The sequence below is a fragment of the Catenulispora pinisilvae genome (genome assembly GCF_015356865.1).
GTDB lineage: Bacteria > Actinomycetota > Actinomycetes > Streptomycetales > Catenulisporaceae > Catenulispora > Catenulispora pinisilvae.
On sequence record NZ_JAAFZA010000248.1, the window covers coordinates 1 to 14,613 of the forward strand.

Here is a 14,613-nt window from a genome sequence, read left to right on the forward strand (position 1 = left end):
CACCTCACCATCGCCGCCGACTACGCCCGGTGACGTCGGCGGAGCGCACACCACCCCCGCGCTCCCATCGACCCCGAATCCGCCGGGCGCGACACACTAGCTCTTAACATGTGCCCGCTACGGTGGGCCCGTGACAACAACCGGCGGCCCCGCGCGGGTCCTCGTGGTCGATGACAGCGATGCCATCAGGACCCTGATCCGGATCAACCTGGAGCTGGAGGGATTCGAGGTCGCCGAGGCCGCCTCGGGCGCCCGGTGCCTGGAATTGGTGCCGGGCACCGACGTGGTCACCCTGGACCTGCTGCTCCCGGACTCCGGCCCCGGCGGGCTGGACGTCCTGCGCCGGCTCAAGCGGGATCCGGCGCTCGGCCGGCCCCGGGTGGTCGTGGTGACGGCCGCGGCGCTGCCGGCGGACCGGCGGCGCGGCGAGTCGGCCGGGGCGGATGCCTACATCACCAAGCCGTTCGAGCCGGTGGATCTGGTGGACACGGTGCGGGCGCTGGCCGCACCCGGCGGGCCGCCGGCGTAGGGCCGTCGCCGTAACCCGCGCGGCGTGAGGATCCCGGTCCCGTAATCTTGACCGGGTGACTCCCGAGCAGCTTTCCCAGGCCGTCCTCGACACCGTGCACGCCGCCGTCGCCGACGGCGCGCTGACCCTGACCGCGGTCCCGGCGACCGTGACCGTCGAGCGACCGAAGAACCGCGACCACGGCGACTACGCCACCAACGTCGCCCTCCAGCTGACCAAGGCGGCCGCAATGCCGCCGCGCGCGCTGGCCGAGCTGCTCGCGGACCGGCTGCGCAAGGTCGAGGGGATCGCGGGCGTCGACGTCGCCGGACCCGGGTTCCTCAACCTGAGGCTGGCCGCCGGTGCGGCCGGGGAGGTGGCCAAGACCATCGTCGAGCAGGGCGCGGCGTACGGCCGGAGCCAGACGTTCGTCGGCCAGAACATCAACCTGGAGTTCGTCTCGGCCAACCCGACCGGCCCGCTGCACCTGGGCCACACCCGGTGGGCCGCGGTCGGCGACGCGCTCGGCCGGCTGCTGGAGGCCGCCGGTGCCGACGTCACCCGCGAGTTCTACATCAACGACGCCGGCAACCAGATGAACAACTTCGGCATGTCGCTGGCGCTGCGGGCGAACGGGCAGGACGTGCCCGCCGGGCAGGGCCTGTATGAGGGCGCGTATATCAAGGATCTGGCTCAGGCGATCCTCGCGGAGCACCCGGTCCTGACCCAGCTGCCGCAGGAGGCACAGGTCGAGGCCTTCCGCACCGCCGGCTACAAGCTCCAGCTGCGGCTCCAGCAGGAGTCGCTGGAGAAGTTCCGCACGCACTTCGACGTCTGGTTCGCCGAGCGCACGCTGCACGACTCCGGCGCCGTCGAGGGCGTCGCCGACCGGCTCGCCGAGCAGGGGCACGTCTTCGAGCAGGACGGCGCGCTCTGGCTGCGCACCACCGACTTCGGCGACGACAAGGACCGGGTCATCGTGCGCTCCAACGGCGAGCGCACCTATTTCTCCGCCGACTGCGCCTACTACCTGAACAAGCGGGACCGCGGATTCTCGCCGTGCATCTACATGCTCGGCGCCGACCACCACGGCTACGTCGGCCGGCTCAAGGCGTTGGCCGCGTGTTCCGGCGACGATCCGGACAACGACATCGAGGTCCTGATCGGCCAGTTCGTGAAGATGGTGAAGGACGGCCAGGAGGTCAAGCTCTCCAAGCGGACCGGGAACATCGTCACGCTGGACGACGTGATCGAGCTGATCGGGGTGGACGCGGCGCGGTACGCGCTGGCGCGGTCGTCGACCGACAACGAGCTGGTGCTGGATGTGGACCTGCTCACTACCAACGCCCCCGAGAACCCGGTCTGGTACGTCCAGTACGCGCACGCCCGCACCTGCGCGGTCAAGCGTAACGCCGCGGATCTCGGCCTCGACCAGGGCGCGGTTGAGGACTTCGACCCCAAGCTTCTCGTCCACCCCCGCGAGGAGGAACTGCTCGCGGCGCTCGCCGAGTTCCCGCGCGTCATCGCTCAGGCAGCAGGCCAGCGCGAAGTTCACAAGGTGGCGCACTTCCTCGAGGATCTGGCGAAGAAGTACCACGGCTGGCAGTCGGAGAAGAAGGACTGCCGCATCCTGCCGATCGGCGACGAGAAGCCGACCGAGCTGAACCGCGCGCGCCTGTGGCTGCTGGAGGCCACCCAGACCGTCCTGCGCAACGGCCTGGACCTCCTCGGCGTCTCGGCACCTGAGCGCATGTGACAAATCGGACCTGAAGTAGGGAACACTCTCGGTCCATGAGCAGAAGCGCGCACCCCGCCGGGCCCCGCTACGCCGACGTCCTCCCCGAGGGCGGCCACGGCGCCGCCCCGGCGGACGTCAACCGGCTGGACCGGAAGATCTGGCCCGGCGGGGTGGTGCGCGACGCCGGCTCCGGCGCGCTCACCTTCGCCGGGGCCGACGTCCGCGAGCTGGCGCGCGAGTACGGCACCCCGGCCTACCTGATCGACGAGGACGACTGGCGGCGCCGGGCCCGGGAGTGGGTCGAGGCGTTCGGTGCGGACGCGGACGTGTTCTACGCGGGCAAGTCCTTCCTGTCGGTGGCCATCGCCAAGTGGGCCGCGGACGAGGGGCTGCATTTGGACGTCTGCTCCGGCGGCGAGCTGGCGGTCGCGCTGCGCGCCGGGTTCCCCGCGAGCCGTCTGGGCTTCCACGGCAACAACAAGTCCGTCGCCGAGCTGGAGCGCGCGGTGGACGCCGGGGTGGGCCGGATCATCGTCGACTCGCACGACGAGATAGAGCGACTGGCCGCCATCGCCGCTGATCGGGGCGTCCGGCAGCCGGTCATGGTGCGGGTGACCGCCGGCGTCGAGGCGCACACCCACGAGTTCATCGCCACCGCGCACGAGGACCAGAAGTTCGGCTTCTCGCTGGCCGGCGGGGCGGCGGCGGACGCCGTCACGCGCATCCTGAAGCACGCCGAGCAGCTGGAGCTGACCGGGCTGCACTCGCACATCGGCAGTCAGATCTTCGACACCGCCGGGTTCGAGGTGGCCGCGCACCGGCTGACCGAGGCGCTGGCCGCGATCAGGCGGGACCACGGGATCGAGCTGCCCGAGCTGGACCTCGGCGGCGGGCTGGGCATCGCCTACACCGAGGCCGACGACCCGGCGCCGGTCGCCGAGATCGCGGCCCGGCTGAAGGAGATCGTGGCCCGGGAGTGCGACGCCGCGGGGCTGGCGCACCCGCGGCTGTCCGTCGAGCCCGGCCGGGCCATCGCCGGTCCGCCCGGGATCACGCTCTACGAGGTCGGCACCGTCAAGCCGCTGCCCGGCCTGCGCACCTACGTCTCAGTGGACGGCGGCATGTCCGACAACATCCGCACCTCGCTCTACGACGCCGAGTACACGGTCTCGCTGGTCAGCCGGGCCAGCCGGGCCCAGGCGGCGCTGAGCCGGGTGGTCGGCAAGCACTGCGAGTCCGGCGACATCGTGGTGCGCGACGCCTGGCTGCCCGGCGACACCGCGCCCGGCGACCTGCTGGCGGTGGCCGCGACCGGGGCCTACTGCCGCTCGATGGCCAGCAACTACAACCACCTGCTCAAGCCGCCGGTCATCGCGGTGAAGGACGGCACGGCGCGGGTCATCGTGCGCCGCGAGACCGAGGACGACCTGCTAGGGCTGGACCTCGGCTAGCCGATTGATTCCTGGGGGTACCGGCGCGAAACGACACGCAGCCTCTGGCTGCCAAGGGCACAGTAGCGGCGCCTGGCCGCCCCGGCCGGCCACCCGAAGCCAACCAGGGCTGAGGGCGGCCGTCCGGGTCGCACAGTGTTTCGCTGCCGCGGCCAGGAGGGCCTTGCCCTAAGCCGTTTCGCAAAACTGCTTGTCGGCCGGCGGTCCTGCTAGCCGGAACCCCCAGGAATCAATCGTCTGGCCGGCTACTAGTACGCTCGCATATTCCACATCCCGGACCACGGGTTGTCGAGGAATGGGATTCGGCCAGACTGACAGGACACCGTGCCGTGCTCGCCGATGCGTACGGCACCGATCGAGGCGATGGGGTTTGCGATGCGTACTGAGCCGCTGAAGGTGGCACTGCTGGGCTGTGGGGTAGTCGGCTCGGAAGTCGCGCGCCTGATGACGGCCAACGCCGCCGACCTGGCCGCGCGGGTCGGGGCCCCGTTGGAGCTGGCCGGGATCGCCGTGCGCCGTCCGAACCGGGCCCGCGAGGTGCCGGGGGTGGACCCGAAACTGTTCACGACGGACGCCGAGGCGCTGGTCAAACGGGACGACATCGACCTGGTCATCGAGGTCATCGGCGGGATCGAGCCCTCGCGCGCGCTGATCCTGGCCGCGCTGGAGTCCGGCAAGTCCGTGGTGTCGGCGAACAAGGCGCTGCTCGCCGAGGAAGGCGCGACGCTGTATCAGGCCGCCGAGAAACACGGCGCCGACCTCTATTACGAAGCCGCGGTCGCCGGGGCCATCCCGCTGGTGCGTCCGCTGCGCGAGTCGCTGGTCGGGGACCGGGTGCACCGGGTCCTGGGCATCGTCAACGGCACCACCAACTTCATCCTGGACCGGATGGACACCACCGGCGCCGGCTTCAGCGAGGCGCTGGAGGAGGCCACCGCGCTGGGCTACGCCGAGGCCGACCCGACCGCCGACGTCGAGGGCTTCGACGCCGCCGCCAAGGCCGCGATCCTGGCCGGGCTGGCCTTCCACAGCCGGGTCACCGCCTCCGACGTGTACCGCGAGGGCATCACCGAGGTCACCGCGGCGGACATCGCCTCGGCCCGGGCGATGGGCTCGGTGGTGAAGCTGCTGGCCATCTGCGAGGTGGACCCGGTGGCCGGAAAGGTCTCGGCGCGGGTGCACCCGGCGATGATCCCGCGCAGCCATCCGCTGGCCGGTGTGCGCGAGGCCTACAACGCGGTGTTCATCGAGTCCGAGGCGGCCGGCCAGCTGATGTTCTACGGTCCCGGCGCCGGCGGCGCCCCGACCGCCTCGGCGGTGCTCGGCGACCTGGTGGCCATCGCCCGGAACAAGGTGACCGGATCGCGCGGGCCCGGGGAGTCGGCGTACGCCGGGCTGACCGTGCGGCCGGTCGGCGAGGCCAAGACCCGCTACCACATCAGCCTGGACGTGGACGACAAGCCGGGCGTCCTGTCGGCGGTGGCCGGTATCTTCGCAGAACAGGACGTGTCGATCGCCACGGTGCGGCAGTCCGGGCGCGGCCTGGACGCCCAGCTGGTGATCGTGACGCACCTGGCCCCGGACGCGGCGCTGACCGCGACCGTGGCCCGGCTGCGGGCGCAGGACTATGTGCGTGACGTGTCCAGCGTCATGCGCGTGGAATCCGAATAATCCCTCCCCATAAATAGAGGAGCTGGCGGACATGGCTTGGCGAGGCGTGATCGAGGAGTACCGACAGTGGCTGCCGGTCGACGCCGGCACGCCCGTGGTCACGCTGGGCGAGGGCGGCACGCCGCTGCTGTCCGCGCCCCGGCTGTCCGCGCTCACCGGGTGCGAGGTGTTCGTCAAGGTCGAGGGCATGAACCCGACCGGCTCGTTCAAGGACCGCGGCATGACCACCGCGATCTCGCTGGCCAAGCAGGCCGGGGCCGAGGCCGTGGTCTGCGCCTCCACCGGCAACACCAGCTCCTCGGCCGCCGCCTACGCGGTGCGCGGCGGGCTCAAGCCGGTGGTCCTGGTGCCGGCCGGCAAGATCGCGCTGGGCAAGCTGGCCCAGGCGCTGGCGCACGGTGCGACCCAGTTGCCGGTCGAGGGTAATTTTGACGACTGCCTGCGGCTGGCCCGCGAACTGGCGGCGAAGTACCCGGTCGCGCTGGTGAACTCGGTGAACCCGGTGCGGTTGCAGGGCCAGAAGACCGCGGCGTTCGAGATCGTCGACGTCCTCGGCGACGCGCCGGACATCCACGCCCTGCCGGTCGGGAACGCCGGGAACATCTCCGCGTACTGGCTCGGCTATCAGGAGTACGCGAAGGAGGGTCCGGCGACGCGAACCCCGCGGATGTTCGGCTTCCAGGCCGCCGGCGCCGCCCCGCTGGTGCACGGCGCGCCGGTCGAGCACCCGGACACCATCGCCACCGCCATCCGGATCGGCAACCCGGCTTCGTGGGATCTGGCCGTCGCGGCCCGCGAGGCCTCCTCCGGCGTCATCGAGGCGGTGACCGACGAGGAGATCCTGACCGCGCACCGGGTGCTGTCGGCCGAGGAGGGCGTGTTCGTCGAGCCGGCCTCGGCCGCGGGCGTCGCGGGCATCCTCAAGTTGGCTCAGGCGGGCCGACTTGAGGCCGGGAAGCGGATCGTCATCACGGTCACCGGGCACGGGTTGAAGGACCCTGAGTGGGCGGTCAAGGCCGCGCCGCCGCTGCCGGATCCGGTGCCGGCCGAGGTGACGGCGGTGGCCGAAGCTCTCAGCCTCACCTAAGGAATGTTCTGATATAGCTGAGCGCTCGATCCCTCAGCACGAACGGAGCACAATGCCGAGCCCTGTCTTCCGAGCCGCCCCGGTGCGCGTCCGCGTCCCGGCCACCAGCGCGAACCTCGGACCCGGCTTCGACTCCCTGGGCCTGGCGCTCGGGTGGTACGACGAGGTGATGGTCCGGATAGCCGACGCCGGGCTGCGGGTGGACGTCGCGGGGGAGGGGGCCGACACGGTCGCCCGGGACGAGGGGCACCTGGTGGTGCGGGCCATGCGCGCGGCGTTCGACCGGCTCGGGGCCCGTCCGCCGGGGTTGGAGCTGGTCTGCGCCAACCGGATCCCGCACGCCCGGGGCCTGGGCTCCTCGGCGGCGGCGATCTGCGCCGGGATCGTGGCGGCCCGGGCGCTGACGGTCGGCGCGACGCTGTCCGATGACGAGGTGTTCCAACTGGCCGCCGAGTTGGAGGGCCATCCGGACAACGTGGCGGCCTGCCTGCGCGGCGGCTTCACCATCGCCTGGTTGGACCAAGCGGGTGAAATCTCCGACGCCGCCGCCGACACCGCGCGGGTGCTGCGGGTGGAGCCCGCCGAATCGGTGCGGGCCGTGGCGTTCGTCCCGGAGGCGGGGCTCTCGACCGAGGTCGCGCGGGGTCTGCTGCCCAAGCTGGTGCCGCACGCCGACGCCGCGCGCAACGCCGGCCGGACCGCGCTGCTGACCGCCGCGCTCACCCAGGGCCGGGCCGACCTGCTGCTGGCCGCCACCCAGGACCGGCTGCACCAGGAATACCGCGCGCCGGCCATGCCCGGCGCGGCCGCGCTGATCGCCGAGCTGCGGGCGGCCGGGCACGCCGCGGTGGTCTCCGGCGCCGGCCCGACCGTTCTGGTTCTGACGACGGAAGACCAGGTGGAAGCGGTGATCAAGGTCGGTACGGCGGCCGCGCCGGCCGGCTGGCGGGCCCTGGCGCTCGCCGTCGACGCCGCCGGTGCGGTATCCTTGAACGCGACCGAAGGCGCGGGGCGGGGAATGGATTCCGGCACAGGCAGAGATGTCGGCAAGGATTCAAACCCACGCCACGGGGGACTGTGAACATGAGAGCAGCGCCCGCGTATGGTTTTCGTTGGGACGGCGCGCACAGCTCGGCGTCCCGTTGACCACCACGAGGTGTTACTCTCCTGTCGAGCACCTACGTCTCCATTGGTGAGCGACAGCGCGACTCCTCCTCCCTTGGCGGGCACGACCGTCGGCGGCGGAACTTCGCGCGAGTGCGGTCTAGGTATCCCCGTGTGAAAGCATCCGCGACTGACCTGTGTCGAATGTTGTCAAACACAGCGTCGGTCACGTGCGGGTACCTGTATCGCGGCTTTGGTTCCAAATTCAACACAGCTCTTCACAACCAGCACCTGTCCCCGGCTCGAAGTGGTCCTCCACGGAGTACTCAGCGCGGCCGGCGACCAGGAAGGATCGCTTCGTGAGCGACACCACGACTGAATCCCCCGCCACCGCCCCCGCCGGGCGCGCCGGCAAGGGGTTGTCCTCGATGCTGCTCCCCGAGCTTCAGGCTTACGCCGTGAGCCTGGGGATCACCGGCACCGCGCGGATGCGCAAGGGCCAGCTCGTCGAGGCAATTCAGGAGAAGAACGGCGGGGCCGGCAAGGCCGAGCCCGCCGCCGCGGCGGCGCCCGCGCGGACCACCGCGCGCCGCACCAGCCGCACCGCCGCCGCGGTCGAGAAGGCCGCCGCCCAGGTGCAGGGCACTGACGTCCGTGCCGACATCCCCGAGCAGCCGCAGCGCGAGCGGGTCGAGAAGGGCGCCGCCGAGCCGGCGGCGCGTGCTGAGCGCGCCGACCGTACCGAGCGTGCCGCCGGCCCGGAGCGCGCCGAGCGCGCCGCCAAGGCCGCCGAGAGCGCCGTGGCCACCGCCGAGGGTCAGGCCCCTGCGACCGCCGCGGCCGCCACCGCCACCGCCACCGCCGAGTCCGGCCAGGGCGGCCAGGGCCGGGACGGCTCCGGCCAGGGCGACGGCGACCAGCAGCGGGGCCGCCGGGACCGGAACAACAACAACCGCCGGGAGCGCGGCGACCGGGGCCGGGACGGCTCCGGCGAGCGTCAGGGCGACCGCCAGGGCGACCGCCAGCAGGGCTCCGGACAACAGGGCTCCGGACAACAGGGCTCCGGACAACAGAGTTCCGGACAGCAGGGTTCCAGCCAGGGTTCCAGTCAGCAGGGCTCCGGCCAGGGCTCCAGCGGCAACCAGAACCAGAACTCCGGCGACGACTTCGACGACCGCCGCGGCGGCAACCGCCGCACCCGGGACCGCAACCGCAACCGCGAGGACCGGCAGAACCGCCGCAGCCGCAACCGCAACGAGGGCGGCGGCGACGTCGACACCACGATCAGCGACGACGACGTCCTGATCCCGGTCGGCGGCATCGTGGACATCCTGGACAACTACGCCTTCGTGCGGACCTCGGGCTACCTGCCCGGCCCCGACGACGTCTACGTCTCGCTGGCCATGGTCCGCAAGAACGGCCTGCGCAAGGGCGACGCGGTCACCGGCGTGATCCGGGCCCCGCAGGAGGGCGAGCGCCGGGAGAAGTTCAACGCCCTGGTGCGGCTGGACTCGATCAACGGCCTGGAGCCCGGAGCCGCCCGGCAGCGCCCGGAGTTCACGAAGATGACTCCGCTGTACCCGCAGGACCGGCTCCGCCTGGAGACCGAGCCCGGGATCCTGACCACGCGCATCATCGACATGATCGCGCCGATCGGCAAGGGCCAGCGCGGTCTGATCGTGGCCCCGCCGAAGACCGGCAAGACCATGATCATGCAGGCCGTCGCCAACGCGATCACCCAGAACAACCCCGAGTGCCACCTGATGGTGGTGCTGGTGGACGAGCGGCCCGAAGAGGTCACCGACATGCAGCGCTCGGTGAAGGGCGAGGTCATCGCCTCGACCTTCGACCGTCCGGCCGAGGACCACACCACGGTCGCCGAGCTGGCCATCGAGCGGGCCAAGCGGCTGGTGGAGCTGGGCCACGACGTGGTGATCCTGCTGGACTCGATCACCCGCCTGGGCCGCGCCTACAACACCAGTGCCCCGGCCTCCGGCCGCATCCTCACCGGCGGTATGGACAGCCAGGCGATGTACCCGCCGAAGAAGTTCTTCGGCGCGGCGCGCAACATCGAGAACGGCGGCTCGCTGACCATCTTGGCCACCGCGCTGGTGGAGACCGGCTCCCGCCTCGACGAGGTGATTTTCGAGGAGTTCAAGGGCACCGGCAACATGGAGCTGCGGCTGGACCGCAAGCTCGCCGACAAGCGCATCTTCCCGGCGGTCGACGTCGACCCGTCGAGCACCCGCAAGGAGGAGCTGCTGCTCGGCGCCGAGGAGCTCAGCATCGTCTGGAAGCTCCGCCGGGTGCTGCACGCGCTGGACCAGCAGCAGGCGATGGAGCTCCTGCTGGACCGGATGAAGAAGACCAAGTCGAACGCCGAGTTCCTGATGACCATCCAGAAGACCGCGGTCGGTCCTCAGGAGTAAGCAGTCGGTCCTCAGGCGTAAACCGTTCAGCAGTAACGGTTTCGACCGGAGTTAAGTAAGGTGGCCGGGGTGACGATCACCCCGGCCACTCATCCGTACGGACCGCATCCCTCCCAGGTCGCCGACCTGTTCGTGCCCGAAGGCGAGGGACCGTTCCCGATCGTGGTGCTGATCCACGGCGGGTTCTGGCGCACCCCTTTCGACCGCGAGCTGATGGAACCGCTGGCCGAGGATCTGGCCGAGCGCGGGTTCGCGGCGTGGAACATCGACTACCGCCGGGTCGGCGACGGCGGGGGCGGGCAGGCCTGGCGCGTCACCCTGGACGACGTCGCGGCCTCCCTGGACCAGCTCGGCGCCCTGTCCGCCGACTTCCCGCTGGACACCGACCGCACGGCCCTGGTCGGCCACTCGGCCGGCGGCCACCTCGCGCTGTGGCTGGCCTCGGAGTTCCAGGTCTGCGCCGCGGTCTCGCAAGCCGGCGTGGCGAACCTCTACGACGCGGCCCACGAGCGGCTGGGCGTGGGCTCGGCGCGCGAGGGCCTCGGAGTCCTGGACGTCCCGGCGACCGTGGAGTTCCTGGGCGGCACCCCCGAGGAGGTCCCGGACCGCTACGCGGCGACCTCGCCGTCGGCGCTGCTCCCGCTGGAGACCCCGCTGCTGCTGGTGCACGGCGACGAGGACGACCGGGTCCCGATCTCCCAGTCGCGGAACTTCGCCGACGCGGCCCGCGAGGCCGGGGACGAGGTCGAGCTCGCGGAGTTCCCCGGGATGGCGCACCGCGCGGTGCTGGACCCCGGGCACGAGAGTTGGGCGCGCACCCTGGGCTTCCTGGCGCGGGTCCTCATCCCGTCGGCCTGACCAGGGGTGGAATAAGCACCCCCCGGCTGCCGTTAAGATGGTTCGTCGGTCCCGGTTCACCCCAGTCGATGGAGACCCGGCGGCCACTGACCCCAAGGAGCTCCCAATGAAGCCTGACATCCACCCGACCTACCGGGTCACCACCGTGACCTGCGGTTGTGGCGCCACGTTCGAGACCCACAGCACTGCCCCGAACGGCGTGATCCACGCCGAGGTGTGCTCGCAGTGCCACCCGTTCTACACCGGCAAGCAGAAGATCCTCGACACCGGCGGCCGCGTGGCCCGCTTCGAGGCTCGTTTCGGCAAGAAGGACGCCAGCAAGTAGCGCGTGCGGCGGCGCCGGTGCCGTGGACCCCAGGTCCGCTGGCTCCGGCGCCGCCTTCGCGTTTTATAGGCGGCACAGCGGTTCTGTAAGACCACAGTGTCGCCGGGGGCCGTGTATCGCTGGCAGCAACTTGAGGACGTGACATGTTCGAGGTCATCGACGACCTGCTCGCCGAGTACGCCGAGCTGGGGACGAAGCTGGCGGACCCGTCTGTCCACGCTGACCAGGACGTCGCGCGCAAGCTCGGCAAGCGGTACGCCGAACTCGGCCCGATCGCGGAGACCTACCGCGAGTACCACAGCGTCGTCGAGGACATCACCGCCGCCGAGGAGCTGGCCACTGAGGACCCCTCCTTCGGCGAGGAGATCCCGGGGATGCAAGAGCGCCGCACGGTGCTTGAGGAGCGGCTGCACAAGCTGCTGATCCCGCGCGACCCGATGGACGAGAAGAACGTCATCCTGGAGATCAAGGGCGGCGAGGGCGGCCAGGAGTCGATGCTGTTCGCCGGCGACCTGCTGCGCATGTACATGCGCTACGCCGAGCGTCAGGGCTGGAAGACCGAGGTCCTGGAGTCGACCGAGTCCGACCTCGGCGGCTACAAGGACGTCCAGGTGGCGGTCAAGGGCCGGGTGAACGAGGCCGGCGAGGGCGTCTGGGCCCGGCTGAAGTACGAGGGCGGCGTGCACCGCGTGCAGCGGGTCCCGGTCACCGAGTCGCAGGGCCGCATCCACACCTCCGCGGCCGGCGTCCTGGTGCTGCCCGAGGCCGAAGACGTCGAGGTCGAGATCAACCCCAACGACCTGCGCATCGACGTCTTCCGCTCCTCCGGCCCGGGCGGGCAGTCGGTGAACACCACCGACTCCGCGGTCCGCATCACGCACCTGCCGACCGGCGTCGTGGTCAGCTGCCAGAACGAGAAGTCGCAGCTCCAGAACAAGGAGTCGGCGATGCGCATCCTGCGGGCCCGCCTGCTGGCGGTGGCCCAGGAGGAGGCCGACAAGGAGGCCTCGGACGCGCGCAAGTCGCAGATCCGCACGGTCGACCGCTCCGAGCGCATCCGCACCTACAACTTCCCGGAGAACCGCATCAGCGACCACCGGGTCGGCTACAAGTCGTACAACCTGGACCAGGTGCTCGACGGCGACCTGGACGCGATGATCCAGGCCTGCGTCGACGCGGACACCGCCGCGAAGCTCGCGGCCGGGGGCAACTGAGACGGCGGGCGGACCGGTGAGCGATACCACTCCGGTGGCACAGGAACCGACGGCGGCCGGGCAGCCCTCGGCGGCCGGTGAACGGCCGGGCGGGCAGCCGGCGCCGGCGGCGGGCGGGCAGCCGGCGCCCGGCGTCGCGAAGCCGTTGTCACTGCTGCGCGCCGAGATCGCGCAGGCATCGTTGCGGCTGGCCGAGGCCGGCGTCGGCTCGCCGCGCCATGACGCCGAGGAACTGGCGGCCTGGGTGCACGACGTCCGCCGCGCGGAGCTGCACACGGTCCCCGACCACGACTTCGACGCCCGGTACTGGGAGGTCATCGCCCGCCGCGCGAACCGCGAGCCGTTGCAGCACATCACCGGCGCGGCGTACTTCCGGTACCTGGAACTGGCGGTCGGCCCCGGGGTCTTCGTCCCGCGTCCGGAGACCGAGGTGATGGTCGGCTGGGCCATCGACAAGCTGCGGGCGCTGGACGTCGCCGAACCGCTGATCGTCGACCTGTGCACCGGCTCCGGGGCGATCGCGCTGTCGATAGCGCAGGAGGTCCCGCGGGCCCGGGTCCACGCCGTGGAGCTGTCGGACGACGCCTACACCTGGGCCACGCGCAACATCGCGGCGTCCGAGGCCGGGGAGCGGGTGATGCTGCACCTCGCGGACGCGGTCACGGCGCTGCCGGAACTCGACGGCCGAGTGGACGTCGTGGTCTGCAACCCGCCCTACATCCCGCTGACCGAGTGGGAGTACGTCGCCCCCGAAGCCCGCGACCACGACCCGGAACTCGCGCTCTTCTCCGGCCCCGACGGCCTGGACCTGATCCGCGGCCTGGAGCGCACGGCGCAGCGCCTGCTCAAGTCCGGCGGCTGGACCGCGTTCGAGCACTCGGACAAGCAGGGCGGCGAGGTGCAGCGGATCTTCTTGGAGGAGCGCGGGTGGGCCGAGGCCTCGGACCACCGGGATCTGACGAACCGGCCGCGGTTCGTGACGGCCCGCAAGGGCTGAGGCGCGGCCGGGGGGGGATTCCCGGCCTTCCCGGTTCCCGGGTTCGGGGTTCCGGTTCCTGGGTTCCCGGGTTCCCGGGTTCCGCGCGCGGCGACCGGTGACCTCACCGGCTTTGAACCACGCACCCCCTGCCGGACAGTAGACTCACGCCCCATGAGCCGCCGTTTCGACTGCACCGACCCCGAGCAGCGCAAGACCGGTCTGCGAGAGGCGGCCAGTGCCGTCCGGCGCGGGGAGCTGGTGGTGCTGCCGACCGACACGCTCTACGGCATCGGGGCCGACGCGTTCACCAACTGGGCCGTGCGGGCGCTGCTGGAGGCCAAGGGCCGCGGGCCGTCGATGCCCAGCCCGGTCCTGGTCCCCTCGCCCGCCACCCTGCACGGCCTGGTGGCCGGCATGCCCTCGGTGGGCTGGGAGCTGGTCGACGCCTTCTGGCCCGGCGGCCTGACCATCGTGGCGATGCACCAGCCCACCCTGACCTGGGACCTCGGCGAGACCCGCGGCACGGTCGCGGTCCGCATGCCGCTGCACCCGGTGGCCATCGAACTGCTCACCGAGACCGGCCCGATGGCCGTCTCCAGCGCCAACAAGACCGGCATGCCCGCCTCGCAGACCGCGGTGGAGGCCCAGGACCAACTCGGCGACTCGGTCTCGGTCTACCTCGACGCCGGCAAGGTCGGCGGCGAAGGCGGCGCCAGCTCCATCGTCGACGTCACCGGCACCGCCCCGCTCCTGCTGCGCGAAGGCGCCCTCACCTTCGACCAGCTGCGCGAAGTGGCCCCGACGCTGACCCGGGCCGAGTAGTCGCCGACATCCGAGGGCGCTGGGAGGGAGCAGGGTGGCGAAGCAGGGGACGGACACCGGCGTGCCCGGGGAGGCCGGGCAGCAAGCCGGGAGTGCCGGCGGCGAGGCCGAGGCGAGTGACCCGAGCGAGATAGCCGGGGCAAGCGATTCCGCTGCGGCGGGCAGCCGGGCCGGGGCAAGCGCAAGCTCGATCGCTTCGAGCGAGTCCGGCGAAATGACCAGCGCTTCGGCCAAAGCAGGCGACCCGGCCGCGGTGAGCGCATCGGCCGGAGCGATCGGCATAGCCGGGGCAAGCGATTCGGCGGCGGCGGAAGGCCCGGCCGAGGCGAGCGACCTGGCCGCGGTGAGCGCATCGGTCGAAGCGAGCAGCGCGGTCGAGTCAGCCGAAACAACCAGCGCATCGCCCGAACCCCCCACAGCCCGCATC

At 71.5% G+C, this 14,613-nt stretch carries 13 protein-coding genes; all 13 read left to right on the forward strand.

The annotated features are described in order from the left end of the window. Positions 1 to 130: 130 nt before the first annotated feature. Positions 131 to 529 (forward strand): response regulator transcription factor, encoded by a 399-nt coding sequence (locus IZR01_RS40770; protein ID WP_194926971.1) that lies wholly within the window; start codon positions 131 to 133, stop codon positions 527 to 529. A 55-nt stretch (positions 530 to 584) separates the two neighbouring features. Next, on the forward strand, positions 585 to 2,264 hold the full coding sequence (gene argS, locus IZR01_RS40775; protein WP_194926972.1) for an arginine--tRNA ligase: 1,680 nt from the start codon (positions 585 to 587) through the stop codon (positions 2,262 to 2,264). 35 nt (positions 2,265 to 2,299) lie between these two features. Further along, on the forward strand, positions 2,300 to 3,697 hold the full coding sequence (gene lysA / locus IZR01_RS40780; protein ID WP_194926973.1) for a diaminopimelate decarboxylase: 1,398 nt from the start codon (positions 2,300 to 2,302) through the stop codon (positions 3,695 to 3,697). A gap of 375 nt (positions 3,698 to 4,072) precedes the next feature. Then, positions 4,073 to 5,368, forward strand: coding sequence for a homoserine dehydrogenase (locus IZR01_RS40785; protein WP_194897876.1), 1,296 nt, complete (start codon positions 4,073 to 4,075; stop codon positions 5,366 to 5,368). A 31-nt stretch (positions 5,369 to 5,399) separates the two neighbouring features. After that, on the forward strand, positions 5,400 to 6,455 hold the full coding sequence (gene thrC, locus IZR01_RS40790) for a threonine synthase (protein WP_194897877.1): 1,056 nt from the start codon (positions 5,400 to 5,402) through the stop codon (positions 6,453 to 6,455). Positions 6,456 to 6,507: 52 nt separating this feature from the next. Then, on the forward strand, positions 6,508 to 7,536 hold the full coding sequence (thrB, locus tag IZR01_RS40795; RefSeq protein ID WP_194926974.1) for a homoserine kinase: 1,029 nt from the start codon (positions 6,508 to 6,510) through the stop codon (positions 7,534 to 7,536). Positions 7,537 to 7,918: 382 nt separating this feature from the next. Further along, entirely contained in the window at positions 7,919 to 9,988 is a 2,070-nt protein-coding gene (gene rho / locus IZR01_RS40800; RefSeq protein WP_194926975.1) for a transcription termination factor Rho, read from the forward strand. A 69-nt stretch (positions 9,989 to 10,057) separates the two neighbouring features. Then, on the forward strand, positions 10,058 to 10,846 hold the full coding sequence (locus IZR01_RS40805; RefSeq protein ID WP_323746603.1) for an alpha/beta hydrolase family protein: 789 nt from the start codon (positions 10,058 to 10,060) through the stop codon (positions 10,844 to 10,846). A 106-nt stretch (positions 10,847 to 10,952) separates the two neighbouring features. Continuing rightward, the gene (rpmE, locus tag IZR01_RS40810; protein ID WP_194897880.1) at positions 10,953 to 11,171 is read left to right on the forward strand and encodes a 50S ribosomal protein L31; all 219 of its coding nucleotides are present in this window, start codon (positions 10,953 to 10,955) and stop codon (positions 11,169 to 11,171) included. Between the two features lie 143 nt (positions 11,172 to 11,314). Beyond that, positions 11,315 to 12,385 carry a peptide chain release factor 1 gene (prfA, locus tag IZR01_RS40815; protein ID WP_194897881.1) on the forward strand — a complete coding sequence of 357 codons (1,071 nt, stop codon included), beginning with the start codon at positions 11,315 to 11,317 and terminating at the stop codon, positions 12,383 to 12,385. A gap of 145 nt (positions 12,386 to 12,530) precedes the next feature. Beyond that, positions 12,531 to 13,382, forward strand: coding sequence for a peptide chain release factor N(5)-glutamine methyltransferase (gene prmC, locus IZR01_RS40820; protein WP_194897885.1), 852 nt, complete (start codon positions 12,531 to 12,533; stop codon positions 13,380 to 13,382). Between the two features lie 153 nt (positions 13,383 to 13,535). Further along, positions 13,536 to 14,186, forward strand: a complete 651-nt coding sequence (locus IZR01_RS40825; protein ID WP_194897882.1) for an L-threonylcarbamoyladenylate synthase — start codon at positions 13,536 to 13,538, stop codon at positions 14,184 to 14,186. A gap of 34 nt (positions 14,187 to 14,220) precedes the next feature. Further along, positions 14,221 to 14,613: hypothetical protein (locus IZR01_RS40830; RefSeq protein WP_228561156.1), on the forward strand; the 393-nt coding region annotated here is incomplete at its 3' end.